The following is a 24,326-nucleotide window of genomic DNA, read 5'->3' as shown; positions in this document are numbered from 1 at the left end:
CGAGGTTTAAAAATGGCGAATCGGGACCTTTTCAAGCCGAGCATCAGCCTCTGGCAGCACTACATCACCATCGTGGCTGTTGGCCTGGCTTGCTGGATGAACTCAGTGACGGGTGGGATCGTCGCCATCGCTGTGCTGGTAATCGGCGGGGCATTTGAAGGCGTTATTCAGGCATACCAGGGTCGAGGCCGCGAATGAAGAAGTCACACGGCCCAGCATTCCGCGCCGCGCAGTTTGACCTGGCCCAGTGCCCGGCCTGCCGAGGCCGCGCAGTGATCAAGGGCGTTTTCCATGAACTGGCCTGCGTGCAGTGCAACGCCTCGGGCTGGGTCGCCGCTGAAACAGGTGAAGCGCTGCCGCTTGAAGTGCTGGTGACCCAGTTGAGTATTCGCCTGCAGGCCGCTAACCGACGTATCGAACAATTGAAGCGCCCGGTGCAGATACCCGCGCTGGGTGCCCACTACGAACAGAACAACCGCCGCGGTGCCGGTGGGTCGAATTACACAGGGGATTGACCATGAAAAAGCGTACATACGTCGACAAGCCATTGGGCGACACCGAATACCTGCTGGAAAACTGGGGCTCCTGGCGGATGTCTGGCATGGGCGTGCCGCGCTATGTGTCCCCACTGGCAGCGTTGAGGAACCAGTGCTGCCCAGAGCCGAGCGCGATGACTTATGTCATCACCGACGACACGGCAATGCTTGTGGATTCCGCTATCGCAAGGCTGATCGCGCGCAACCAGCAGATGGGAGATTTCATCTGGTGGTATTTCGGTTCGAAGTGGACGATGGTCCGTATCGCTGAAACTCACAAGATGTCGGAGCGGTCAGCACGCGAAATCATCCGTCAAGGTGTGGCATGGATTGACGGTGCGTTGGGCGATATCTGCGAAGCGGCGTAAAAAGTTCTTTCAGGCCTGATAAACACCTGTTTTTATAGCACGGTGTTTAGCTGTTCCAGCGCGGCACCCCTGACTAAGCTCGGCCACTGCGTCGGGCTTTTTGTTGCCTGTGAAAATGTTGTGCGGTTGTCACGCTAGCTTCTAAGGTCAGAGGTATTGGTTCGTATTTGGATCCAATATGATAGAATTCGCGGAATCATTCGCGAGGATTGTCATGGAAAGTATTACGTTAGTTTTAGCTGTTTTGTCTTCCCTAGTTGGACAGTTGTTCACATTGGTGATTGCTGCCGGTGCGACCTATTTAGCTTTTTGGGGTCGCAACCAGACGTACTCTAGGCACGCCGGCTGGATAATCACCTTAGCTGTGTTCTTAGTGTTATGGGCGATTTTTCCAAACGGGTTCCACGCGGTATTTCCGCCCGAGACGATGAGGTATTTTGGCGGCGGCCTTGCCCCGGAAGGACCTAACTATAAGGCGTTGTTTATAGCCGACTTGGTTTGGACAGTTGTCGGTTGGGGCATTGGTCTGTGGCTCTGGAGCTACGGACGCCATGACTGAAGCAGTGATCATAAGCACGTCTTCATTCAGGATGTTGCTGTAGTACACCTCGTCAGTGCGAGGTTGTTATTGATTGTTGAGGCTCGCCATATCGGCGGGCCTTTTTCATTTCTGGAGTAACGATGGACCCGACCGACCTCGGCCCAGGCACAGCTACATGGCTGGGCGGCACGGGCACAATCCTGCTGGGTGGCTTCCTCTGGTTGAGGAAATTCCTTTCCAGGGATGCGACCGATCGCGCCATGGACAACGCCGACATCGGCACCGTCCGCAGGCTGAACGAACTGCTCGACTCGGAACGCCAGGCCCGCAAAGAAGCCGAGGCCCGAGCCGATCAGTTCGCCAAAGAACGTAACGAGCTGGCCGCCGCTGTTGGCCGTATGGAAGGGAAGATTGAAGCCCTGACCGGCCAGGTTGCTCAGCTCACCGACAAGGTGACCAGTCAAAGCGCTGAGATAGCCCGTCTGCGTTCACAGCTTGGAGGTATCAACTGATGGAAAGATGCGTTAGAGACTTTATCGCCAGGCGTTGGTGGCGTCGCCTAGAAGTGTGGGTGATTGCCTCGCTGCTGGTAACTGGATCGTTCGCGCTTGGCTTCGGTGCTTCGCAATGGTCGCTTGCCAGTTGGTATAGCGCCCAGGTCGCCGAAGTGCGCCGTGGTTATGACGAGGCCACTGTGCAGCGCGACATGCGCCTGAACAAGCTGGCCAAGACCGCGACCGATGCAGCAGGGAAGGTTGAGGACGCAGCCGGCAAGGCCACCAAAGCTGCAGAGACGGCCAGCAAGGCTGCCGATAAGGTCAACGAGGCGGTAGAGCGACAGACGCCGTAACGGCCCACATGCTGGAGTAACACATGGCTCGACTGAAGACGCTCGGCAACCGCGTCGCTACGCAAGGCGACCGGGTAAGCACCGCGCCTCCAGCTACTTGGCGAGCGGGCAAGACCACGGCGAACCAGCGAGGTTACAACTACGCATGGCAGCAAGCACGGTTGGTCCATCTGGCTGCGCAACCTCTATGCGTGTACTGCGATCGGGCTGGCTTAGTCGTCGCGGCATCGGTGGTTGACCACATCGTCGCCCACAACGGTGATCAATCCCTGTTCTGGGCACGATCCAACTGGCAATCCCTCTGCAAGACCTGCCACAACAGCGTGAAACAGCGCGAAGAGGCAAAAACGCGGTCGTTTTGACCGGTTTTGGCGTGATTTGCACGGTTTTGGTGCGAGATCAGGCGTTTTGGAGGGGGGGGTCAAAAATATGGGGTTTTTCGATCACTAGACCGCCCTCGACCGCACGTACAGATTTTTTTCCCTTCAGGATTTTTTGTTAATGGCCCTCACCCCTAAAAAACGCGCATTTGTCGATGCGGTCAGGGGAGGTGCGTCCAATAAAGACGCAGCCATAGCCGCAGGATACGCGGCTTCCAGCGCCGCGCAGGCGGGGGCGAGGCTGGCGAAAGATCCGTTCGTGATCGCCGCCTTAACAGGTGCGGCAGTTAACAAAAAAGTTAACAAATTTGTTAAAGGCAGCCCCCCTGCATCTGCGACACCCGCCGCACCTGTCGGGGAGCATGGCGAGGCTGAAGTAAAGCCAGACGAGGGGTTCGATCTATCGAGGGCTGTGCGCTTCTCCGATCCGAAAGACTTCCTGCTGGCGACGATGAACGACTTTGAGACTGACCCGAAATTGCGAGTCGACGCTGGTAAGGCTCTGTTGCCATTTTTTCACCCGCGAAAGGGCGAGAGCGGCAAGAAGGAGACGGCCAAGGACAAGGCCGCAGGCGCAGCTCAAGGCAAGTTTGGCGTGCGTAAAGGCCCGCTGTCGGTGGTGAAATAATGGAATGGTCAACCGCCTGTACAGACTGGGAGCAGCGCATTGTTGCCCGCCAGAGCCTGATCCCGTTCGAACCGCTATTCCCTGATCAAGCGGCGGAAGCGTTAGAGGTCTTCGGCGGCCTACGCATGGTAGATGCCACCGGAAGTCCTCTGATGAGCGAGACCGTGCGGTCCTGGGTGAATGAATTCGTCGCCGCCATCTTCGGCGCCTATGACCCATACAGCGGTCGCCGGATGATCAGCGAGTTCATGCTCCTGATCAGCAAGAAGAACGGGAAGTCGACGATTGCCGCCGGCATCATGCTTACGGCGCTTGTGCTGAACTGGCGCACCTCGGGCGAATTCATCATTCTGGCACCGACCAAGGAGATCGCTGACAATTCCTACATCCCGATTCGGGACATGGTCAAAGCCGACGATGAGCTGAAGGACCTGTTCAAGGTGCAGGATCACCTGCGCACGGTTACTCATTACCAGACAGGTGCGACGCTGAAGGTGGTGGCGGCCGACAGCGAAACTGTCTCGGGCAAGAAAGCCATCGGCGTATTCATCGACGAGCTGTGGGTCTTCGGCAAGCGAGCCAATGCCGAGGCAATGCTGCGCGAGGCCACCGGCGGTCTGGCATCAAGGCCAGAGGGTTTCATCATCTGGGCAACGACTCAGTCCGATGAGCCGCCTGCAGGCGTCTTCCGGCAGAAGCTGCTCTATGCCCGTCAGGTGCGCGACGGCGGGATTGTCGACAAGTCTTTCTTGCCGGTGCTCTACGAATTCCCAAAACACATGACCGACGCGGGCGCCCACCGTGACGTTAAGAACGCGTACATCACCAATCCGAATCTGGGCCTGTCGGTGGACGAACCGTTCATTGAACGCGGCTTCGCCCAGGCGCAGATCGACGGCGAAGAATCATTCCGTGGCTTTCTGGCCAAGCACCTAAATGTCGAGATTGGTCTGGCGCTGCGCTCGGATCGGTGGGCCGGTGCTGAGTTCTGGGAGGTGCAGGCCAAGCTGCCCGGCCTGACGCTGGATGATCTGATCGAGCGCTGCGAAGTGATCGATATCGGCATCGACGGCGGCGGCCTGGACGACTTGCTTGGGTTTGCTGCAATCGGGCGTGACAAGCACACGCGTCAGTGGCTGTTGTGGACGCATGCCTGGGCTCACCCGTCGGTGCTTGAGCGCCGTAAGGGCGAGGCGCCAAGGCTTCATGACTTTGCCAAAGAGTGCCATCTAACCATGGTTCAAGTCATTGGCGATGACCTAGAGGAAGTCGCGGACCTGGCTGCCCGCGTCGAGAAGGCTGGCCTGCTGGATCAGGTCGGCGTCGACCCGGCCGGTATTGGTGGTGTGCTCGATGCGCTGGTTGCGGCTGGCGTACCGCAGGACAAGATCATTGGTATCTCGCAGGGCTGGAAGCTGGGCGGCGCGATCAAGACCACCGAGCGCAAGCTGGCCGAGGGCGGCCTGATCCACGGCGGCCAACCCATGATGGCCTGGTGCTGCGGCAATGCCAGAGTCGAGCCGCGTGGTAACTCGATCCTCATCACCAAGCAGGCGTCAGGCTCGGCCAAGATCGACCCGCTGATGGCCACCTTTAACGCGGTATCCCTTATGTCACTCAACCCCGAAAGCAAAGGCGGGATGGATGACTACCTAAACAACGGTTTCTTCGGACTTGTAGGCTGACTATGGCGTCTCATTGGTACAACCCGCTGTCCTGGCGGATGTTCGGCTATGAGGATCCGAAAACCGGCAACTATGTCGAAATGGACATGACGGTCGGTGGCAAGGCAACGAAAGCCGGGGTCAGGATCACGCCTACCAAAGCCATGAACATCAGCATCGTTTGGGCTTGCGTGAAAATCCTGAGTGAAACCGTTTCAGGGCTGCCGCTCAAGCTCTACGACGACAAGGATGGTAAGCGGCAACTGGTGGCGCACAAGGACCGAGCCAGTCGCATCATGCGTAAGCCGAACCCTTTCATGACTCGCCTCAACTTCTTGAAGGCAGTTGTGGTGAACATGGCGTTGCGCGGCAACGCTTTTGCCATCATCGAGCGATCCAGCGGTGGCGATCCTATCGGTTTCACGCTGGTATCTCCGTATGATGTGACGGTCGACACGCTCGACTCTCGCTTAATTTATTACGTGTCGCTCGATGGCAAGCGCGCCCCGGTTTCACCCGAGAACATGCTGCACTTCAAGTTGTTCAGCAGTGACGGGATCAACGGGATGTCGCCGGTCGAGCATCAGGCCGAAACCATTGGCCTGGCAAAGGCCGCGCACGACTGGTCCGCCCGCTTCATGCGCAAGGGTGGATTCACGGGTGGTTACGTCATCTACGACGGGTTCCTGACTGCTGAGCAGCAGGCTCAGGTGATGAATAAGTTTCCCGACGTTCGTAAGGCCGACACCGAGGATCTGGGCAAGATGGCCATCCTGCAGGGCGGCCCGAAAATCGTGCCGGCTGGCCTGACTCAGAAAGACAGCCAGTTCATCGAATCCCAGCAGTTCCAGGAAGAAGCCTTGGCGGGCATCTGGGGCGTACCACTGTACCTGGCCAACCGTGCCAGCAAGACCTCGATCATGGGGTCCAACCTGGAGCAGCAAACCAGTGGGTTCGTGACGTTTGGCTTGAAGCCTTACTTGGATGCCATCGAAGACGAGTTCAACGACAAGCTTTACGGCGATACAGATCGATTCGTCGAGTTTGTCGTCGAGGGGCTGCTGCGCGCGGATAGCGCAGCCCGTGCGACGTACTTCGGAGGCGCCCTAGGCGGCTCCGGCGGGTCGGGCTGGATGACCATTAACGAAGTCCGTGAAAAGGAAAACCTGCCGCCACTGGCGGGAGATGAATACAACCGGATCACCCGGTGGGAGATGCAGACCAATGTCAAAACTTGAAGTCCCTTTCGAACTCAAGGCAGCGGATGAAGCGGGAAACTTCGAGGGATATGCCGCCGTGTTCAACAACGTCGACCTGGGCGACGACGTCATTCTCCCGGGCGCATTCATCAAGGTGAAAACCACTCGGGGCGGTCGACTGAAGTTGGCCCTGTTCCACGATCTGACGCGCCTTGTCGGGTCGGCAGCTTTCACCCAGGACAGCAATGGTCTCTACATCAAAGGAAAGATCAACCTGGCTGTGAGCTACGCGCGTGATGCTTACGAGCTGATGAAAGAGGGCACGCTCGACAGCATGTCCATCGGCTTCAACACGATCCTAGCCTCATATGAAGAGCGTGAGGGTCGGAGCATCCGCATTATCAAGCAGGCAGAACTCTGGGAAGCCTCGCTGGTGCCATTCGGCATGAACCCAGAAGCAAAAGTTACCGACGTCAAATCGGACATCAGACTTTTTGAGAAGGGCCTTCGCGATCGCATGGGCCTTTCGCAAAAGGAAGCGGCAGCCGTCGCTTCGCTCGGCTATTCCGCCGTGCACCGAGATGGTGACACAGCGGCCACGGTGATCGTGGATGAGCTGAAACAACTTTCAACACTGTTCACCCATCATTTTGGAGATTCGCAATGAGCGAAGTGAAAGAGCTGCGCGATTCCCTGGACAAGCAACTTAAAGACGGCTTCCAGGGCCTGCAGCAAAAATACGACCACGTCACTGAAGAGTTGCAGAAAGGCAACACCGTGACGCTGGAAATGAAGTCCAAGATCGAAAACCAGAAAGGCGAATTGGAGCGCGTCATCGAGCAAGTGCAGAAGCTCGAGGAAAAGGGCATTCAGCTGCGCAGCCAGGGCGGTGAGAAGAAAAGCTTCATCGACCTCGTCAAGGGCAACGACGCCTACAAATCGCTGCAGCAGAAGAACCAGAATCAGGCGGAAATCGAGGTCACCAAGTCCGACATGGCTTCCATGTCCGAGACCAAGTTGACCAGCGCGGGCTTGGTGCCGACGCAGTGGGACCCGGTTATTCAAGATCGCCCGCGCCAGGAACTGGTGATTCGCGACCTGATTCCAACCACGCCTGTGACCGGTCAGAGCTATAGCTATTTCCTTGAGAAGCTCCACACCCGTGGCGCTGGCATGGTGGCGGAAGGCGCGGCCAAGCCTTCCAGCGATGTCACTTTCGAACAGAAGACCGACAACGTTCGCAAGATTGCTGTGTGGATGCCGGTGACCGATGAAGCCCTGGATGATATTCCGCAGCTGTACAGCTACATTCAGGAGCTGCTGCGCTACGACTTGAAGCTCAAGGAAGAGGGGCAGATCCTCAAGGGCGACGGCGCTGGCAACAACCTGAACGGCATCATGACCCAGGCCAGCGCCTTCAATGCGCAGCTCAGCCAAACCGGTGACACGGCGATCGACACCGTGCGCCGTTCTATCTATCAGGTGCGCAAGCAGTCTCAGCGTGCGGCTGATGCCGTGGTCATGACTGACCTTGACTGGATGAACATCGAGCTGTTGAAGGATGCGGACAACCGCTACCTGTTCGCCAACCTTCAGGGCCTGGTCACACCAATCCTGTGGGGACGCCCAGTAGTGGTGTCTGACAGCATGGACGAGGGCACCCCGGCTGCCGACGGTACTGCCGCTTCCGGCGGTGAATTCCTCGTCGGCTCATTCGCCCAAGGCGCCCGCCTGTACGACCGCATGGCGTACACCGTGAAGGTAGGTTGGATCAATGACGACTTTGTGAAGAACCAGCGTGTCGTGCTGGTAGAAGAGCGTCTTGGCCTGGCCGTTCGCCGCCCTTACGCGTTCGTGAAGGGCCGCTTTGCAGTCAAGTGATCGAACCCATCCGCCCGGGGCCTTAAGGCCCTTTTTTTTGAGGTACGTTATGAAAATTCGCACCCTGTGGGGGTTTGAGGGCAATGCGGCCAAGCTGGGCGCAGAGAGCGATCGTGTGCGCGCAGGCGTAGTGTTCGATGACGCTGACGACGAATATGCCCACGTCCTGATCGGCAAAGGCCTGGCTGAGGAGGTTGGCGGCAAAACCACTCCCAAGGCCAACAAGCAGGCCAAGCCGGAAGAGAGCAAGTAAATGATCGAGCTATCCCTGGTGAAAACGCACCTGCGTGTTGACCACATCGAAGAGGACGTTCTGATTCAGGGGTACATCGACGCGGCGCTGGCGCATGTCGAGCAGCATTGTGACCGGGTGCTGGTCGACGCCGACCCTGTGCTGCCTGAACAAATGACCCTCACCAAGGACATCCGTCAGGCAGTACTTCTGCTGGTAGGTCATTGGTATTCAAATCGGGAGGCGGTTGTGATCGGCACCATCACCGCTGAGGTTCCATTGGCCGTCGACCGCCTGCTTTGGTACAGGAAGCGATTCTAATGAGAGCAGGCCCAATGCGTCACCGTCCTACGCTCTACAAGCCTGAACGGGTCAGGAATCGAACCGGTGGTTTTGACGACACCTGGATAGAGTCCGGCCAGCTTTGGGCCGAGTTCACGCTGCCTACCGGGCGCATCGAAGCCGTTGCTGAAAAGCTTGCAGCGGTGGTTACCGCAGAAGTCCGGGTCAGGCCACGGCCAGACCTGATTGCAGGCTGCCGTCTGGTGAACAGAGGCGTCACCTATCTGATTGTGGCTGCACTGCCAGACAACGAGCTTTCAATGCTCCGCCTGCTTTGCACCAACGTCCCCAACCCTTGAGGAAATCCTATGAAAGTTCGAGCACTTGCCAGCTTGTCCGGCGCCGTTGGCGACCAGAACACAGGCGATGAATTCAGCGTTGACGCTGCCAAGGCCAAGTCCCTGATTGATCGCGGCTTGGTCGAAGAGGTCAAGGACACCCCGGCCCCGAAAGCCGACAAGGCAAAGGAGTAACCCATGGCTCGCCGGTCCCGTATGTCCGGTGACTTTAAGCTACGCCGGACGCTGCGCAACATTCATCAGAACGTGGACAACGAGCTCCGCCCGGCCATGCAGGAGGCTGCCAACAAGATCCTGGCCACCATGAAGTCAACCATCCCTCGGGACACTGGCGAAGCGGCTGGCGCCCTGAAGGCGTTTGTCTCCAAGAGTGGCCTGGATGCGCAGATCGGCATTCGTGGCAAAAAGGACAACCGCCGATTCTTTTACCTGCGGTTTCTGGAATATGGCACCAAGGGCTACGACGGGAAAAAGCGCGCGGGCAACCGTAGTCGTTCGGTCAAGAACAAGTCGGACGGCTCCACGTTTTTCGGCAAGTACCCGAGCATACCTGCGCTGCCGGCTCATCCGTGGTTGCGGCCTTCGCTGGACGTGAATCGGGAGTTGGTGATGGCAGACATCCGCGCCGCCGTGAATCGAACGCTGAAGAAGGCCAGCCAGGGAGGAAACGATGGCTGATCCGTCCGTTGCCCTGCAAGTCGCACTTTTTGAGCGGCTACAGGCCGAGGTGTCATGCCCCATTTACGATGGTGCACCGCTGGACACGCCTATGCCGTATGTCTCCATCGACCGCGAAATCTCGACCAACACCAGTCCTATCGCCGGGCGCAAGCGTCAACAGCGCCTGCTCTACCTTACCGTCTGGTCAGATGCTCACGGCCAGGCCGAGGTCAAGCGCATTAACGCTGAGGTAACCGCCGCGCTGGATGAGCGCCCCTTGCCGCTGGAAGTTGGCAGGGCAGTGTCTGTGCGCGTTGAGCGCGCCGACTCACAGCGTGATGCAGACGGCGTCACGTACATGGGCGCTATCACGGTCCGCGTCATCACCACTCACTGATTCAACCTCTGCCGCTTCGCGGCTTTATCCAATGTGCCTTTTGGAGGATTTTCCATGGCCGACAATCTGAACACCGCTGCAGGGTGCCGACTTGGCCTCGGCACCAAAACCGGCGCCGATACCGAAGCCGATTACAAGCAGGACGTATACGTCGACGTCGGCGAAATCGAAGACCTGGGCGAGTTTGGCGACACCTTCAGTTCGGTGACCTTCACGTCGCTGAAGGATGGCCGCGTGCGCAAGTACAAGGGTACTGCCGACGCTGGCGACATGACGCTGACTGTCGGTCTGGACAACGGCGACGCGGGTCAAAAGGCCGTGAAAGTTGCCCACAAGGACCGCTCCAAGGGCGACTACAACATCAAGGTTACGCTGAACGACGGTGATGCGACGGCCACTCCGGTCGTGCTGCCGACCACTTTCTACTTCCGCGTAAAGGTGATGAACAACACCGTCGCGCCTGGCGCAGCGGACAACGTTGTGCGCCGCAACATCACCATGGGCATCAACTCCGATGTCCTCGAAATCGCTGCCGGCCCTGCCGCCTGATCGGGTGAACCATGAGCAAGACATTGCACGGCAACATCGATCTTGTCATTGGCGGGACCACCTACCAGCTGCGGCCGACCCTGGCTGCCGTCCGCGCTATCGAGGCGCGTTTCGGCGGACTCCGAGGCGCAGCCAGCGCGCTGCACCAGGTCAGCGTGGACGGCGCCGCGCTGATCATCGCTGCTGGTGCCAACCTGACTGAAAAGCAAACGGAAGGCCTGGCAGAGGCGGTATGGCAGGCGGGCGTAGCAGACATGACCCCGCAGCTCAGGGATTACCTGGGAGCCCTGTACAACCCGCGCGGTGGTGAGCCGGGAAAGGAGCAGCCGATGGAGTCAGCGCCGTAGAGGCGGGGAGCTACGTCGATCGGCTTTATGCGGTGGCCACCGGCTGGCTCGGTTGGTCACCGCAAGTGGCTTGGCATACCTCGTTGCCCGAACTGTTCCTCGCTATGGACGCGAAGATCGAGTGGGCACGCATGACCAGCCCATTCCCCAGCAGCACCCAGTCCAGCCCCCAATCCAAACCCAAACCGGCGACTGTCGCGCAGAAGCTGCGCATGGCGCTCACCGGCAAGGGCAGCACATAACGTTTTTCCGGAGTTCTACACGTGGCCGATACCGACGTCCAAGGCATGCTGGTCCGCATCGAAGCCACCACGGCGCAGCTGCGCCAGGAGCTGACCCGCTCGGAAGGCTCGGTGTCGAGCACTGCTCATAACATCGATCAAAGCCTGGGGCGGATCGATAACGCTTTCGACCGAGTGAACGCCAGCGCCCAGACGGTGGGCCGTGCGGTCACATCAGCATTCGATCAGATCGGCGCCGGTAACCTGGCCGCTGCTGGCTCTATCGCTGGGTTGGTGGCGTTGACGACCAGCACCATCGATTACGCGAAAGAGGTCAAGAACCTTTCCGCGCTATCGAACACCACGGTCGAAGACTTCCAGCGCATGGCCTTTGGTGCAAAAACTGTGGGCGTTGAGCAGGACAAACTGGGCGACATCCTGAAAGACACCAACGACCGCGTCGGCGAATTCCTGCAGCGCGGCGGCGGCGAGATGTCTGATTTCTTCAAGGAAATCGCGCCGAAGATCGGGGTAACTGCTGGTCAGTTCGCCAATCTGTCCGGGCCACAGGCCTTGCAGCTCTACTACACCTCGCTCGAAAAGGCCGGTCTGAATCAGCAGCAGATGACGACCTACATGGAGGCGATGGCCGACGAGACAACGGCATTGATTCCACTGCTGCGCAATAACGGCAAAGGGTTCAAGGAGTGGGGGGATCAGGCCGATCGCGCGGGCTCGGTTATCTCAGAGTTCAACGTCAACCGCCTCGTCGCTGCTGGGCAGGCTATTTCCGGTTTGAAAGCAACCTTCTCCGGGGCGGCCAACCAAATCACCATCGGCCTGCTGCCAGGTATAGAGAGCATCACCAAGTCTCTACAGGGGCTGAGCGACAACGGCGGCGCTAAGCGTCTGGGCGAGACGATCAGTTTTCTTGCCGAGAACGTGGATGTACTGGTCGCAGCGCTGGGCGGCAAGATGGCGGCGGCTTTCGCCAAGTTCGCCATCGATGCGGTCGCATCGTCTGCGACGGCTACCAAGGCGATGCTCACCAACATTGCCACCACCAAAGCTTCGGCCATTGCCAAGGCCGAGGAAACGGCGGCGTCGGCGGCGGCTACTGCGGCCAAACTACGCGAATCAGTTGCGGCGTACTCGGCAGCTCAGGCGCTGGAAGCGGAAACAATCGCGCGGCTCGCCCAGGTGCAAGCCGCGCGCCAGGCGCTCGCCTATCAGGCCAGCCTGGCTGTTGGCACGGTGGAAGAGACGCGATACACCGCAGCGCTGGCCGCAATGGATGTCGAACTTGCAGCAGCCAAGACGGCGGCAGCTGCTGCCACCCAGCGCCTGACGATCGCTACTGCGGCGTCTTCGTCGGCGATGGCTCGCGACACAGCAGCAACGACCGCCAACGCAGCGGCCCAGGCTCAAGCCGCTGCCGCCAAGAACGTGCTGGCGCGGGCAAGTTCATCCCTGCTGGCTTTGCTGGGCGGTCCTGCCGGAATCGCGGCGCTGGCGATCGGCGTCGGTGTGGCGTTTCTGGCTATGGGCTCCAACGCCCAGACCGCACGCACGGACGTGAACGATCTGAAGCGGTCGGTCGAAGAGGTGCGCAAGGAGTTTGCTCAGCTGACGCGCGACCAGCAGCAGGGCGCACTGGTGCGTATCTCCGAGCAGCAACGCGACTCGGCCAAGGAGGCGGCTGGTGCGTTCGAGGGCCTGCGCACGTCGATGCAGCGTGCGCTCATTGGGCCGCGCTCCAGCGAAGCGGGCGGCAAACAGTTTGCTGCGTTGGCGAGCAGCATGGACGAAGCCAGGAAGGCGGGCCAACCGCTGTCCGACACGATTCTCAAGGTCGGCCAACAGCTGGGCATTCCTCAGAAGCAGCTGGACGGTTGGGTCAAACAGTCCGAAGCCGTCAGCACGCTCGACGTTAATACCAACCTGCTGGCTGCCCGTCAGGAGTTGTACACCAAGCAGCTCGACGGCAGCACCAAGAGCACGAAGGACAAGAACGAAGTCGATATCGCCGCCGAGAATGCCGGCAAGAACTATCAACAGACGCTCGACAAGCAGATCCATGCGCTCAAAGACAAGACGAAGCTCGAGGAAGCCGACCGGTTTATTACCGAGAACAAGATCGACCCGCAGGGCGCACTGGCAAAGCAGATCCGTGATACCGCCAAGGCCTACGACGCCCAGAAGGACGCGGACAAGTCTGCGACAGAGTCGGCGCAGAAGCATAAAGAGGCCCAGAACAAGCTCGAGCAGCAGCTCAAAACCGCTGCTGATGCCTACGCCAAGCTCAAGGAAAGCTTCGATCCGGTCAATGCGGCGGCAGATGAGCAGTCGAAAAAAACCGAGGAACTGCGGCTGCTTTACAAGTCCGGGAAGATTTCCACGGAAGAGTACGGCCAAGGCCTGCAGTGGCTGAAACAGCAGTATGACCAGACCGTGGCGTCGGCCAACGGCATGGCTGAGGCCATGAAGTACGAGGCCGATCTGCAGCGTCAGCTCGCGCTCGCCAGCGCTTCATATGGGCAGACGGCCTCGGCGGTCGGCATGGGCAGCAAAGAGGCCGAGCGGGCTCAGGCTCGCCTGTCGCTGGAGCAGGACACCAACAACAAGGTGCTGGCTTTGCGCACCGAGCTGGCAACCGCCACCACGGACAAGCAACGCCAGGCATTGGACACGCAAATTGCACTCACTGAGCAATATGGCGCCAGGCAAGTGCTGGTGATGCAAGACGGCTGGCAAAAGGTGGATCAGGCGCAAGGCGACTGGTCGAAGGGTGCGAGCGCTGCGTGGCAGAACTACCGGGACGACGTTGCCAATATCGCCGGACAGACTCAGTCGCTGATTTCTGACGCGTTCGACGGCGCCGAGGATGTTCTAACCGAGTTCGTAAAAACCGGAAAGCTGTCGTTCAAAAGCCTGGCTGACTCCATCGTCGATGACTTGATCCGCATCCAAGTGCGCAAGGCGCTGGTCGGCGGCGTGTCATCTTTTGCCAGCAGTGGCCTGGGATCAGGTATTGCCTCGGTGTTCCAGGCTGACGGCGGTGTCTGGGATCGCGGCGTGCAGAAGTTCGCCAAGGGCGCCGCTTTCACGAACTCCATCGTCAACACACCGACGCTTTTCGGTATGGCTGGCGGAAAGACAGGCATGGCGGGCGAGGCAGGGCCGGAGGCGATCATGCCCCTAACGCGCGCAGCCGACGGCTCGCTGGGCGTCCGCATGGTAGGTGGTGGTGCAGGTGGCGGCAGTACTGCGACGACTTCGACCGCGCTGGGAAGCGTCACCCAGCACTTCACCTTCCAGGGCAACTCTGACGCCGTATTGAGAGCCGAGGTTCGGCGCGCAGCCCAGGAGGGCGCACAGGCGGCATACCAGATGGTGCTTAACGATTTCAAAACCAACGGGCCAGCCCGGCAACTGATCAACCGCTGAGTACCAGCATAAGGAGGCGTCATGGCGCTTGATTGGCCTGAATCGCTTGAGCCATCGCAAACAACATGGGGTGTCACTTACAACAACCGCGCATTCACTTCCATTCTTTCGAACTCACAACAAATCCTTGGCTACCCCGGCGCGTACTGGATATGCACGATGACCTTCGGCGTGCTGTTTGATGAGGATGAGCGACAGCTCACCTCTCTGATCGGGAAGCTGCAGGGCATGTATGGGACTGTGAATATCCCCGCTATCACCCGTACCCGAGTCGACGATATCGGTGCTGCGGTAGTGGTTTCAGGTTTTTCCCAAGCCACTTTTATGACCATTGGCGGCGTGATACCCAGCGCCAAAGTGTTTTCGATGGGGGATTACATCACGGTTGGCGGTGAGATGTTCGAGGTGATAGATGATGCCAGTTCGACAGCGGAGGGCCGGGTGCAAGTTTCGCTCAACAAGCGCATCCGAAAAACGCTGACCGTGGGCTCACACGTTGAATATCGCAACCCTTACTCGGAGATGCGCCGTTTAGACGACACCCATCAGGTGGTTCAGGATCCCTTGGTATCCAACAGCGCTTTGCAATTCAGGGAGGCGTTCTGATGCCCTCAGCATTTCCTTTCAGTCAGCGTGTGGTGGATATCATCGCCACTGGCAAATTCATGCCGGTCTACGCCGTGCAGCTTGATTTTGCCGACGGCATGGTTTTCGCTCACACCGGAACCGGTGAGCTGGTCGTCGACGGTATCACCTACGAAGGCGTGGGCAATTTCGGTCAGGTCAGCCAGTCGAAAGAGAGTGACAACTCAGGCTCGCCCATGTCGGTGGATTTGACGCTGAGCGGGCTGGACTCCTACATCCTTTCCGAAACCAACGTGCGCGGTTGCCGGGGCCGAATGGCCAAGGTCATCTTCGTGGTGTTCGACGAGGCCGGTAACTACGCCGCCGACATCCTGTTTTCCGGGCGCATGGACGCTGCCAAATTCTCGTTCGCAGGGAATGGCCAGGAAGGCAACACCATCACCGTACCGGTCATCGACCGCATGGCCGAATGGAGCCGAACCGGCACTGAGCGCTGGACGGACGAAAACCACCGCGCCCGGCACCAGGGCGACCGGTTCTTCTACGCAATCGCGCAAATGTCCGAATGGCCTATCTACTGGGGGTCTGCCAAGGATGCGCCGACCTTCACCTACGGAAGTTAGATATGCGCAATCGAGACTGGACCACGCGTCTGCATGAAGTGATCAAGGCTGCCCAAAGGCGGCCTTTTTCATGGGGGGAATTTGACTGTTGCTTGTTCGCCGCCGACTGCGCGAGCGCCGTGTGCGGTGTCGATCCAGCAGAACAATACCGTGGCACCTACAAGACTGAAGCGGGTGCCAAGCGCGCGCTGAAAAAGCGTCACGGCAGCCTGGAAGCTGCATGGGACGCGTGCTTTGCACGGGTCGCAGTTCCGTTCATCCAGCGCGGCGATGTCGTGATGTACGAAGCTCCGGCAGGTCGCAGCATGGCCGTGTTCTGGGCTGGCGATTATTGGGCGACGACCGATGACGGCGTTGCGCGCGTTGTGTGTGAGCCATTGGCGGCGTGGAGGGTTGAATAATGGGCAGTGGTGTTAGAAAACTTGCTCAAGTCGCCGTCGGTGCTGTCGTTGGCTTCGCTCAAGGCGGCCCATGGGGCGCTGTTGCTGGTGCGGCACTCGCTTTTTATGCATCTGAGCAACAGGAGAAGCTCAACACCAAATCCCCACTCCGCGACAACGAGCCGTCCGCCCAGACTGTGAGGTCGTCGAAAGCGCCGATCCGATTCATCCTCGGCCGTGTGTCCACTGGTGGCGTGCTCGTCTGGGCGCAAGAGCAGTCCGGCACCCTCACAGAGGGCGAGCAGCTGCACCTCGTCTACGTGCTGTGTGAAGGCGCCATAGATGGTCTTGAAAATATCTACCTCGGCGAAGAGGAAATCAGCACATACGGCGAGTTCGCCAGCTATGAGCTGATCGTCAATCCGACAGAGGTGAACGCATTTCTCAAGGCCAACTGCCCAGATTGGAAGGACACCCAGATCGGGCGGGGCCTGTCGTTCGTGCGCATAACCCTGAAGTACAGCGCCGAGAAGTTCCCGTCTGGCATCCCTGACACCCGCTTTGTGGTCCGTGGCCGGAATGACATTTACGACCCGCGCACCGGCAGCAACATCTACACCGAGAACACGGCGCTGCACATCCTCTGGTACCTGCGTAACCGCTGCAACGTGCCGGACGATGAGATCATTTTTGAAACGTTCGCCAGCGCCGCCAACTTGAGCGACGAGGCCGTTACCAATGCCGACGGCTCTGTCAGCCAGCGCTATCGTACCTCATGCGTGATTGGTGCTGATGAGCAGCGCCCCGGCGTGCTCCAGAAACTGGAGGCAGCTTGCGCCGGCAAGCTTATCCGCGTCGGTGGTCGATGGATGCTTCAGGTCGGGGCCTATTACGGTCCGTATGACTTCGAAATCACCGAAGACATGATCATCGGCACTGTGTCTGGCAGCACCGAGTCGACCAACGATTCCGCCATCAATACGGTGCGCGGCACGTTTATCGATCCTGAGCAGTCCTGGACCGAGACGGATTACCCAGAGGTAAGCGTTTCCGAATGGATTCTTGAGGACGGCGGCGAAGCTGCAGAGACGATGACGTTCTCGTATGTGACCGACGCGTATCAGCCGCAGCGCCTTGCGAACATATCCCTGCGAAAACGTCGCGCTGACGGGGGCATCAGCCTGCCGATGAACTTCTCAGGATACAACTGCCGGCCTGGCCGTGTCGTGCGTGTGAACTTGCCATCCCTGAACATCCTTGGTGAGTTCATCGTCTCTGATTGGTCGATGGGTGACAACGAAGGCTGCACGGTTCAGGTCAAGCAGTACGAGGCGGCAATCTTCGATGACGCCGTGGGCCAGCCTTACAACCCGCTGGGATTCATCAACCTGCCAAGCGGCGGGCTTGGATCGCCCACAGGGCTTGCATGGTCGCCGGGCGATGCCGCTGAGGTGGTGCAGGGCGTGCTGTCGTGGGTTCCACCGCAGGGCATCGTCACCTCGTATGTGGTGACAGTCCGTCAGGGCGGCGGTGTCGCGCAGTCACGCTCGGTGCCAGCGACGGCCAACACGCTTGCCATCAACGGATTGGCGTCGGGCACATACACAATGAGTGTGGCTGCTCTGGGGCCTATGGCTCGTTCCGGAGAGGCCTCGATATCGGTGAGCATTCAGGGTCCTCCAATCCCGGAATCTTGCGTAGTGCAATCGTCGCTCGAAAGCATCGTGCTGATCCCCCAGAACCCGAACCACGGCTTAAACGGCGGCACCTACGAGTACTTTTTCAGCACCAACCCCAATGCCACATCTGGTACGTCGCAGTATCTGGGGCAGGGTCTGTCTTTCACTCATAACGCCTTGGCCTTCTACACGAACTATTACTACTTCATCCGCTCATCTAACGCATACGGGAAGAGCGCCTTTCTCTATGTGCCTGCGTCCACTTCGAACGATGTGTCGGCCTATCTGGCGGCGCTGAAGGGGCAAATAGTAGAAACCCAGCTTGGTAAGAAACTTCTGGGCCGAATCGACCTCATCGATGGCGACGGACCTGGCTCAGTCAATGAACGCCTGGAAGAGCTGAAGGCCGATATCGGAGACTTGGTAGATGCCCTCGAATACGACCCGGAAGAACCATACGCAATCGGCGAAACGGTTCGGCTCGGCCAGAGGCTCTATACCGCCAAAATAGCCGTTCCGAAAGGTGCGGCGAACTCGCCACCGAACTCTACATATTGGCTTGACACTGGGCAGGTTGTTCAGGCGGCAAATGCTCTGGCAGCCCAGGTAACGAAGAACACCGCAGACATCACCACGGTAGACGGAAAGACATCCGCTACGGCAGCCCAGCTTCAGGCGGTGCAGGCTCAGTACCGCGCTGACAGCGGGGAGGGTGATCTGCTCGACGCAATTCGTGGCTGGGATAGCGCGGCCAGCGCAGCACAGGAAGTGAAGGTCAGAGCCGAAGAGGACTTCGCTCAGGCGCAGCGCACGACGACGCTTCAGGCGCGGGTCGGCACCAACGAAGCACGGATCGCGACAGTCGAAACGACGACCGCCACGGATCGAGAGGCGACGGCCCAGCAGATATCGACGCTCACAGCATCTGTCGGCACGAACCAGGCGGCTATTCAGTCTGAAGCGAATGCCAGGTCGACCGCTGACGGTGCGCTGTCGACCAAGCTGGATCAGGTGCAGGCTACGGCCAACGGCGCGAGCGCAGCCGTTCAGACGGTAAGCTCGGCCCAGGCGACCACGGATGGCAAGCTCACAGCGATGTACACCGTCAAGCTGCAAGTTAACTCCAACGGCCAGTACGTCATGGCGGGGATAGGCGCAGGGATTGAGAATGTTGGCGGGGTGCTGCAAAGCCAGATTCTCATGTCTGCCGACCGGTTCGCACTGGTAAACACGTTGGCGGGCGGAGCGATATCGACTCCTTTCGTTGCCCAGAACGGGCAGCTGTTCCTTGGTCCTACGTTCATTCAAGACGGCACGATTACCAACGCCAAGATCGGTAGTTATATCAGTTCAACAAACTATATAGCTGGTCAGTCCGGTTGGATTTTGAGCAAGGACGGTACGTTTGAAATCAATTCACCACTTGCCGGTGGGGGTAAGCAAGTAATAAACGGCCAAGGTGGCAAGGTTTACGATGAGAGGGGCCAGCTGCGCTACCAGTGGGGGAATTTGGCCGCATGAGTTACGGAGCCAGAGTTTGGGACGAAAACGGGAACTTGGTTATGGATACGACCACGTTCACTTATCAAGTGATATGGCAGGGGGTTATTGATTTCAGTGACACGTCCGGATCAACGGCAAAGGTAATCACGCTGAGCATCCCTGGCTTTGATCCGGCGAACTGCGTCTTTATGGTCATCCCTACAAGGGCACAGGACATTCAGTCAGCTGAGGGTGATGCCACGGGCAACACCAAGTCCTATCCCTACGTGACCACATCGGCTGGCCAGGTAGTTCTGAGGTCAGCCAACCCGTCAGCAAATCTCGGTAACACCAACCAGACGCGCATCGTCGCGAAAGGCTTTGCAGTGAGGTTCAAGACATGAGCTTTGGCGTTATCAGCATCAACGACAGCTCTTACGTGCAGATTGATTCGGAGACGCCTCGGCTCTGCGTGCTCACGAAGGGCAGTTATTCGGGAACAACAAACGCGAATGTCGCCTTTCCGCGCGCGGTAACAAGCGCTGACCCGCCGCTGGTATTCATCAGGCCTGACCAAAACGGCATCGTTCAGGTGCCGATATCGGTTTGGTTCACTGGCGGGCCTGGCAACTGGACAGGCTTCGCCATGAAGGCTTCAAACGTTCAGAGCACGCTGAGCGGTCAATACTTTATTGCCGCATGGGCGTCTATGGGGACAGCCTCTTTCGGAATGCGTATTTGGGGGCCGGGAGGCGAGCTTGTATATGACAGCGGGGCACCGCCAGTCGTCGTGACGTTTGCTGCTGGTAACTGGACATATGTGGGCAGCGAGCAACTAAGCGTTGGCCAGCGTTACAGGTGGAGCATTGATAAAGCTCTCGGCGTTGGGGAATTTATCTCCATAAACTCGTTCGCATTTCATTGCCATAACGGGTCAAACGGTGGCGGTTGCGCCATCGGCGTGGATTACGCCAACTCGAAAATAATGCTTTACAGCCTCGCAACAACAGCATGGACCGATCAAGGTCACAGGCCATTTCTCTGCGCAAAACTTACCGCCTAAATCAAGGCGTCTTTTAATTAGGAGTCTTCAATGCCTTGGTATAAAGCCGGGACGGTTTCCGTCACCCAAAATTCGAACGCCGTTATTGGTAGCGGTACGGCCTTCATTGCAAACAGCCGTGTAGGCGACGGATTTCGCGGCCCTGACGGCGGCTGGTACGAGGTAACCAACATCGCCAGCGATACCGCGATGTCGATTTCTCCGAACTACCAGGGAGCAAGCAACAGCGCGGGCGGTTATGCACTTGCGCCTCTGCAGGGCTACGTCAAAGAATCAGCGGATGCTCTGCGAGCGCTTGTGAACAAGTTCGGTACGCAGCTGGCCGCACTCGGCACCACTGGTAACTACGACATTCTCCCGGTGACAAAGGGTGGTACTGGCCGCACTGACGGGCGCGTTGTTTTTTCTGAGGTAGGGGTTCAACAGGCTGCCGCGCTGTATAACACGCAAGGCATGTATATGGGATGGAACTCTGGCTCTCAGGGCGAGGGCCATTTTGTCGTAAACCGTGGTGGGGGGGCAGGCGGGTTCACCTGGCGATCCGTTAACGCCGCTAACAGTGCCACCGGTCCCACTATGACCTACAGCTACGACGGACTACTGACCGTTTCGTCGTTATCTGTTACTGCGGCACCTATCGGCATCGCATCAGGCGGTACTGGCGGCAACACGGCGGCAGCTGCTCGCAGCGCTTTAGGTATTGGTGCTGCCCAAGCTCCAACTTTTGGCGGCATTGAGCTGAGCAACACCAGTCCGTACATTGACTTCCACTACAACAACACCGCAGCAGACTACGACGTTCGATTGATAAACCAGAACGCAGGCATTCTCACACTGCAGGGTGCTTTTCAGACTACAGGCAGGATTGAGTCTGCGGGCACCTGGTGCAGGGCAGGGCTGAGCGCCGGTCGTGGCGGCACTGTTTACAACTACAACTGGACCGGATCGAACGTTGACGTCTGGATCGACAACACCTACGTCGGGACCATGACGCTGTTCGGGTCTGACTACCGGTTCAAGAAGTACGTCACCGATGCGAAAGTGCCGTCGTACCGTGATCGCATCAACGCTTACAGAATCGTCACCTACCAGCGCAAGGTGTTCGGCGCGGTGTTTCGTGGCGATGGAACCACCTATCAAGGCCTGATTGCACATGAGGCGCAGGCAGTAAATCCCTTGGCCGTGACCGGCGAAAAGGACGGCGTCGACGAAAGCGGCAACGCGCGCATTCAGCAGTTGGACCCAATGGCCTTGATCACCGATCTGATGGGCGCTGTCAAAGAGTTGCACTCGGAATCGGTAGAGCTGCGTGCCGAACTGGTCGCGCTCAAGGCTGCTGCACAGCCAGCGGCCGAACCTGCCGCCGCGTAAAGCCTGCACAGCGACACCCGCACCCCGCCATCGAGCGGGTTTTTTTTGCCTGGAGAAACACCGATGCCGATCACCACGCAGCAACTACTGCAGATACTCCCGAACGCCGGCCAGAAAGCCGGCGTTTTTGCACCCGTCCTCAATACGGCGATGAGCAAGTACCAGATCGTGACGCCGCTGCGCATCGCAGCTTTCATCGCCCAGGTCGGTCATGAGTCCGGCCAGCTGCGCTACGTCCGCGAGATTTGGGGGCCGACTCCGCAGCAGTTGGGATACGAGGGCCGCAAAGACCTGGGCAATACCGTGCCCGGCGATGGCTCCAAATACCGTGGGCGCGGCCTGATCCAGATCACTGGGCGGGCGAACTATGCCGAGTGCGCCGAAGCGCTGGGCCTGGATCTGATCAACCATCCCGAATTGCTCGAGCTGGCGCAGTACGCCGCGATGTCGGCGGGGTGGTTCTGGCACCGGGCCGCGCTGAACTCGCTGGCCGACAAGCGCGAGTTCGTGACCATAACCAAACGCATCAACGGCGGCACGAACGGTCTGGCTGATCGGCAGGCGCTTTATGCGCGGGCGCTTGAGGTGCTGGCATGATCGGCCCCTTTGCGTACGGCTGGAAGGTACTGGCAATAGTCGCCGCGCTGATCAGCTGCTGGGTGTGGGGATTCAACCACGGGTCCAACAAGGTCGAAGCGGACTGGCAGCAGAAGTGGGATAGGGAGTTGAAAGCCCAATCGCAGGCCGTGGCCAGCACCACGTCCGAGTACCGAACCGAAGAGCAACGCCGCCAGAAAGCGGCCAACCAGGTGGCAAACGATGCAAGACAAGAACAGACCGCTGCGCTTACTGATGCTGCTGTCGCTGACGCTGCTGGCGACCGGCTGCGCGTCGAAGCCGGAAAACTGGCAGGCGCCACCAGTTGTGCCCCCGGCGGTACCGGCGCTGCCGAACGAGGCAAGGCAGCCACCCGCGCCGCAATGGTGCTCTCCGACCTGTTCGGCCGGGCTGACGCGCGAGCGGGAGAGCTGGCAAAGGCTTATGACCAATCCCGAATAGCCGGGCTGGCGTGTAACCGCTTTGTCGATGAGCTATCCAACACCACCAATTCAGCCAGGCCGTAGGCCGCCGGGGAAGCACTGTGCAGACAGCAACGAAGCAAGAAACCTACGACCGCACGATGAAAGTGACGTTGGCAGTGAAGGCGAACGGCGGGTCGGTGACGGTCCAGATCCAGGCCGGTGATAACTGGATCACCACCGACACTTTCTGGAAAGACGGTGGCTATCCGCTGAGCATTCCGCCCGCGACGATCCGCTACGTGCCCGCTGCTGGCGCTTCATTTGAGGTCTACGCATGAGCCTTCTGGTCAACCCAATCCCACGTCGCCAACCGATCCGGCGCGGCCTGGGTCTGCTCGGCGATAGCTTCTCGGGCAACTGCCACACCATCGCGGCGACGGCGTTTGGCACCGAGGTCTATGGCTATGCGGGCTGGATCGCGGCGCGTACCGGCCTGTTCCCGAGCTACGTCGACAACCAGGGCAAGCTCGGGGACCACACCGGGCAGTTTCTGGCCAGGCTTCCGGCCTGCATTGCATCGTCCACTGCCGACCTTTGGCTGCTGCTGTCGCGCACCAATGACAGCACCACGGCAGGTATGAGCCTGGCCGACACGAAAGCCAACGTGATGAAGATCGTCACCGCGTTCCTGAACATGCCCGGCAAGTACCTGATCGTCGGCACTGGTACGCCGCGCTTCGGTAGCAGGGCGTTGACCGGGCAGGCGCTGGCCGATGCGATCGCTTACAAGGACTGGGTGTTGAACTACGTCAGCCAGTTCGTGCCGGTCGTGAACATCTGGGACGGCTTCACCGAGGCAATGACCGTTGAAGGCCTGCACCCGAATCTTTTGGGTGCCGAGTTCATCAGTTCGCGGGTGGTGCCGATCATCACCGCCAACTTCGAATTTCCCGGCATTCCGCTGCCCACGGACGCTGGCGACGTTTACTCGGCCATCCGCCCGTTCGGTTGCCTCAATGCCAACCCGCTGCTGGCGGGCACTGGCGGCACGCTACCGGCTGGCGTGAACGCTGTGGCAGGGTCGGTGCTGGCGGACGGCTACAAGGCCGTTGGCTCTGGCCTGACCGGTATCACCACGCGCTGGTTCAAGGAGCCTGCCGCCTATGGCGAGGCGCAGTGCATCGAGCTTCGTGGCAACATGGCGGCGGCGGGCGGCTACATCTACATGCAACCCACGGCCAACGTGGTACAGACCAACCTGGCGGCCGGCGACGTTATCGAAATGGTGTCGGCGGTGGAAATCATGGGGTCGTCGCGCGGCATCCTGGCTTGGGAAGCTGAGTTGACCATCACCAAGACGGTCAGCGGTGCATCGTCCACGTTCTATTATCGATCGATGGACAAGTACCAAGAGCCGTTCACTATGCCGGCCAGCTTTTCCGGAGCGTTGGAAACGCAGCGCGGCACGATTGACCTGACCGAAACCGTGGTCACGTCGCGCATGGGCCTGTACCTGGCTGCAGGCGTGCCGCAGGACTCGACAGCGAAGGCCGCGCAGTTCGGGATACGCAAGGTGTAAG

The 24,326-nt window shown here is 59.2% G+C and carries 33 protein-coding genes; all 33 read left to right on the top strand.

Translation table 11 applies throughout. The annotated features are described in order from the left end of the window. Positions 1-12: 12 nt before the first annotated feature. Positions 13-198, top strand: coding sequence for a hypothetical protein (locus PI739_RS14455; RefSeq protein ID WP_200380769.1), 186 nt, complete (start codon positions 13-15; stop codon positions 196-198). Next, complete coding sequence (locus PI739_RS14450) at positions 195-515, top strand: hypothetical protein (protein ID WP_271351977.1); 321 nt, start codon at positions 195-197, stop codon at positions 513-515. Before PI739_RS14455 ends, PI739_RS14450 begins: the two co-directional genes overlap by 4 nt. 2 nt (positions 516-517) lie before the next feature. After that, positions 518-904, top strand: a complete 387-nt coding sequence (locus PI739_RS14445) for an antiterminator Q family protein (protein WP_016980598.1) — start codon at positions 518-520, stop codon at positions 902-904. Positions 905-1,118: 214 nt separating this feature from the next. Further along, complete coding sequence (locus tag PI739_RS14440) at positions 1,119-1,463, top strand: hypothetical protein (RefSeq protein ID WP_163023241.1); 345 nt, start codon at positions 1,119-1,121, stop codon at positions 1,461-1,463. Positions 1,464-1,585: 122 nt separating this feature from the next. Further along, entirely contained in the window at positions 1,586-1,957 is a 372-nt protein-coding gene (locus PI739_RS14435) for a DUF3450 domain-containing protein (RefSeq protein WP_016568950.1), read from the top strand. Next, positions 1,957-2,295 (top strand): hypothetical protein, encoded by a 339-nt coding sequence (locus PI739_RS14430; protein ID WP_016567852.1) that lies wholly within the window; start codon positions 1,957-1,959, stop codon positions 2,293-2,295. The genes PI739_RS14435 and PI739_RS14430 overlap by 1 nt, the downstream gene beginning before the upstream one ends. A gap of 23 nt (positions 2,296-2,318) precedes the next feature. Continuing rightward, positions 2,319-2,657 carry an HNH endonuclease signature motif containing protein gene (locus PI739_RS14425; RefSeq protein ID WP_005740847.1) on the top strand — a complete coding sequence of 113 codons (339 nt, stop codon included), beginning with the start codon at positions 2,319-2,321 and terminating at the stop codon, positions 2,655-2,657. Between the two features lie 139 nt (positions 2,658-2,796). Then, positions 2,797-3,303 carry a terminase gene (locus PI739_RS14420; RefSeq protein WP_057434459.1) on the top strand — a complete coding sequence of 169 codons (507 nt, stop codon included), beginning with the start codon at positions 2,797-2,799 and terminating at the stop codon, positions 3,301-3,303. Continuing rightward, positions 3,303-4,988, top strand: coding sequence for a terminase large subunit (locus PI739_RS14415; protein WP_271351976.1), 1,686 nt, complete (start codon positions 3,303-3,305; stop codon positions 4,986-4,988). The genes PI739_RS14420 and PI739_RS14415 overlap by 1 nt, the downstream gene beginning before the upstream one ends. A gap of 2 nt (positions 4,989-4,990) precedes the next feature. Continuing rightward, a complete protein-coding gene (locus PI739_RS14410) occupies positions 4,991-6,205 on the top strand; it encodes a phage portal protein (protein WP_271351975.1) in 1,215 nt (404 codons plus the stop codon). Continuing rightward, on the top strand, positions 6,192-6,833 hold the full coding sequence (locus tag PI739_RS14405; protein ID WP_271351974.1) for an HK97 family phage prohead protease: 642 nt from the start codon (positions 6,192-6,194) through the stop codon (positions 6,831-6,833). The genes PI739_RS14410 and PI739_RS14405 overlap by 14 nt, the downstream gene beginning before the upstream one ends. Further along, on the top strand, positions 6,830-8,047 hold the full coding sequence (locus PI739_RS14400; protein ID WP_271351973.1) for a phage major capsid protein: 1,218 nt from the start codon (positions 6,830-6,832) through the stop codon (positions 8,045-8,047). The genes PI739_RS14405 and PI739_RS14400 overlap by 4 nt, the downstream gene beginning before the upstream one ends. A gap of 49 nt (positions 8,048-8,096) precedes the next feature. Then, a complete protein-coding gene (locus tag PI739_RS14395) occupies positions 8,097-8,300 on the top strand; it encodes a hypothetical protein (protein ID WP_271351972.1) in 204 nt (67 codons plus the stop codon). Next, on the top strand, positions 8,301-8,600 hold the full coding sequence (locus PI739_RS14390) for a head-tail connector protein (RefSeq protein WP_271351971.1): 300 nt from the start codon (positions 8,301-8,303) through the stop codon (positions 8,598-8,600). Then, on the top strand, positions 8,600-8,920 hold the full coding sequence (locus PI739_RS14385) for a head-tail adaptor protein (protein WP_271351970.1): 321 nt from the start codon (positions 8,600-8,602) through the stop codon (positions 8,918-8,920). Before PI739_RS14390 ends, PI739_RS14385 begins: the two co-directional genes overlap by 1 nt. Before the next feature lie 9 nt (positions 8,921-8,929). Continuing rightward, complete coding sequence (locus PI739_RS14380) at positions 8,930-9,094, top strand: hypothetical protein (protein WP_005745634.1); 165 nt, start codon at positions 8,930-8,932, stop codon at positions 9,092-9,094. 3 nt (positions 9,095-9,097) lie between these two features. Further along, on the top strand, positions 9,098-9,598 hold the full coding sequence (locus PI739_RS14375; protein WP_271351969.1) for an HK97-gp10 family putative phage morphogenesis protein: 501 nt from the start codon (positions 9,098-9,100) through the stop codon (positions 9,596-9,598). Beyond that, positions 9,591-9,977, top strand: coding sequence for a DUF3168 domain-containing protein (locus PI739_RS14370; RefSeq protein WP_003313676.1), 387 nt, complete (start codon positions 9,591-9,593; stop codon positions 9,975-9,977). Before PI739_RS14375 ends, PI739_RS14370 begins: the two co-directional genes overlap by 8 nt. A gap of 54 nt (positions 9,978-10,031) precedes the next feature. Continuing rightward, a complete protein-coding gene (locus PI739_RS14365) occupies positions 10,032-10,526 on the top strand; it encodes a hypothetical protein (RefSeq protein WP_057405336.1) in 495 nt (164 codons plus the stop codon). 11 nt (positions 10,527-10,537) lie between these two features. Next, entirely contained in the window at positions 10,538-10,873 is a 336-nt protein-coding gene (locus tag PI739_RS14360; RefSeq protein ID WP_005745637.1) for a hypothetical protein, read from the top strand. Between the two features lie 65 nt (positions 10,874-10,938). After that, the gene (locus PI739_RS14355) at positions 10,939-11,115 is read left to right on the top strand and encodes a hypothetical protein (RefSeq protein ID WP_225231535.1); all 177 of its coding nucleotides are present in this window, start codon (positions 10,939-10,941) and stop codon (positions 11,113-11,115) included. A gap of 174 nt (positions 11,116-11,289) precedes the next feature. Beyond that, positions 11,290-14,541: a phage tail tape measure protein gene (locus PI739_RS14350; RefSeq protein WP_271351967.1), complete on the top strand. Its 3,252-nt coding sequence runs from the start codon at positions 11,290-11,292 to the stop codon at positions 14,539-14,541. A 21-nt stretch (positions 14,542-14,562) separates the two neighbouring features. Beyond that, complete coding sequence (locus PI739_RS14345; RefSeq protein ID WP_271351966.1) at positions 14,563-15,147, top strand: hypothetical protein; 585 nt, start codon at positions 14,563-14,565, stop codon at positions 15,145-15,147. Then, on the top strand, positions 15,147-15,749 hold the full coding sequence (locus tag PI739_RS14340; RefSeq protein ID WP_024641610.1) for a hypothetical protein: 603 nt from the start codon (positions 15,147-15,149) through the stop codon (positions 15,747-15,749). Before PI739_RS14345 ends, PI739_RS14340 begins: the two co-directional genes overlap by 1 nt. A gap of 2 nt (positions 15,750-15,751) precedes the next feature. Further along, positions 15,752-16,150 (top strand): DUF6950 family protein, encoded by a 399-nt coding sequence (locus PI739_RS14335; RefSeq protein WP_271351965.1) that lies wholly within the window; start codon positions 15,752-15,754, stop codon positions 16,148-16,150. Then, positions 16,150-19,329, top strand: coding sequence for a phage tail protein (locus PI739_RS14330; protein WP_271351964.1), 3,180 nt, complete (start codon positions 16,150-16,152; stop codon positions 19,327-19,329). The genes PI739_RS14335 and PI739_RS14330 overlap by 1 nt, the downstream gene beginning before the upstream one ends. Next, entirely contained in the window at positions 19,326-19,694 is a 369-nt protein-coding gene (locus PI739_RS14325; protein ID WP_096104493.1) for a hypothetical protein, read from the top strand. The genes PI739_RS14330 and PI739_RS14325 overlap by 4 nt, the downstream gene beginning before the upstream one ends. Then, a complete protein-coding gene (locus PI739_RS14320) occupies positions 19,691-20,353 on the top strand; it encodes a hypothetical protein (RefSeq protein WP_271351962.1) in 663 nt (220 codons plus the stop codon). Before PI739_RS14325 ends, PI739_RS14320 begins: the two co-directional genes overlap by 4 nt. A gap of 30 nt (positions 20,354-20,383) precedes the next feature. Continuing rightward, a complete protein-coding gene (locus tag PI739_RS14315) occupies positions 20,384-21,724 on the top strand; it encodes a tail fiber domain-containing protein (RefSeq protein WP_271351961.1) in 1,341 nt (446 codons plus the stop codon). A 63-nt stretch (positions 21,725-21,787) separates the two neighbouring features. Then, positions 21,788-22,321: a glycoside hydrolase family 19 protein gene (locus PI739_RS14310; protein ID WP_271351960.1), complete on the top strand. Its 534-nt coding sequence runs from the start codon at positions 21,788-21,790 to the stop codon at positions 22,319-22,321. Beyond that, a complete protein-coding gene (locus PI739_RS14305; RefSeq protein ID WP_271351959.1) occupies positions 22,318-22,848 on the top strand; it encodes a DUF2514 domain-containing protein in 531 nt (176 codons plus the stop codon). The genes PI739_RS14310 and PI739_RS14305 overlap by 4 nt, the downstream gene beginning before the upstream one ends. A 56-nt stretch (positions 22,849-22,904) precedes the next feature. After that, complete coding sequence (locus tag PI739_RS14300; protein WP_058399409.1) at positions 22,905-23,084, top strand: hypothetical protein; 180 nt, start codon at positions 22,905-22,907, stop codon at positions 23,082-23,084. Then, positions 23,081-24,325, top strand: coding sequence for an SGNH/GDSL hydrolase family protein (locus PI739_RS14295; protein ID WP_271351958.1), 1,245 nt, complete (start codon positions 23,081-23,083; stop codon positions 24,323-24,325). The genes PI739_RS14300 and PI739_RS14295 overlap by 4 nt, the downstream gene beginning before the upstream one ends. Position 24,326 lies beyond the last annotated feature (1 nt).

The sequence above is a fragment of the Pseudomonas cerasi genome (genome assembly GCF_027983475.1).
GTDB lineage: Bacteria > Pseudomonadota > Gammaproteobacteria > Pseudomonadales > Pseudomonadaceae > Aquipseudomonas > Aquipseudomonas cerasi.
This window is presented reverse-complemented; position numbering and strand designations above follow the sequence as displayed.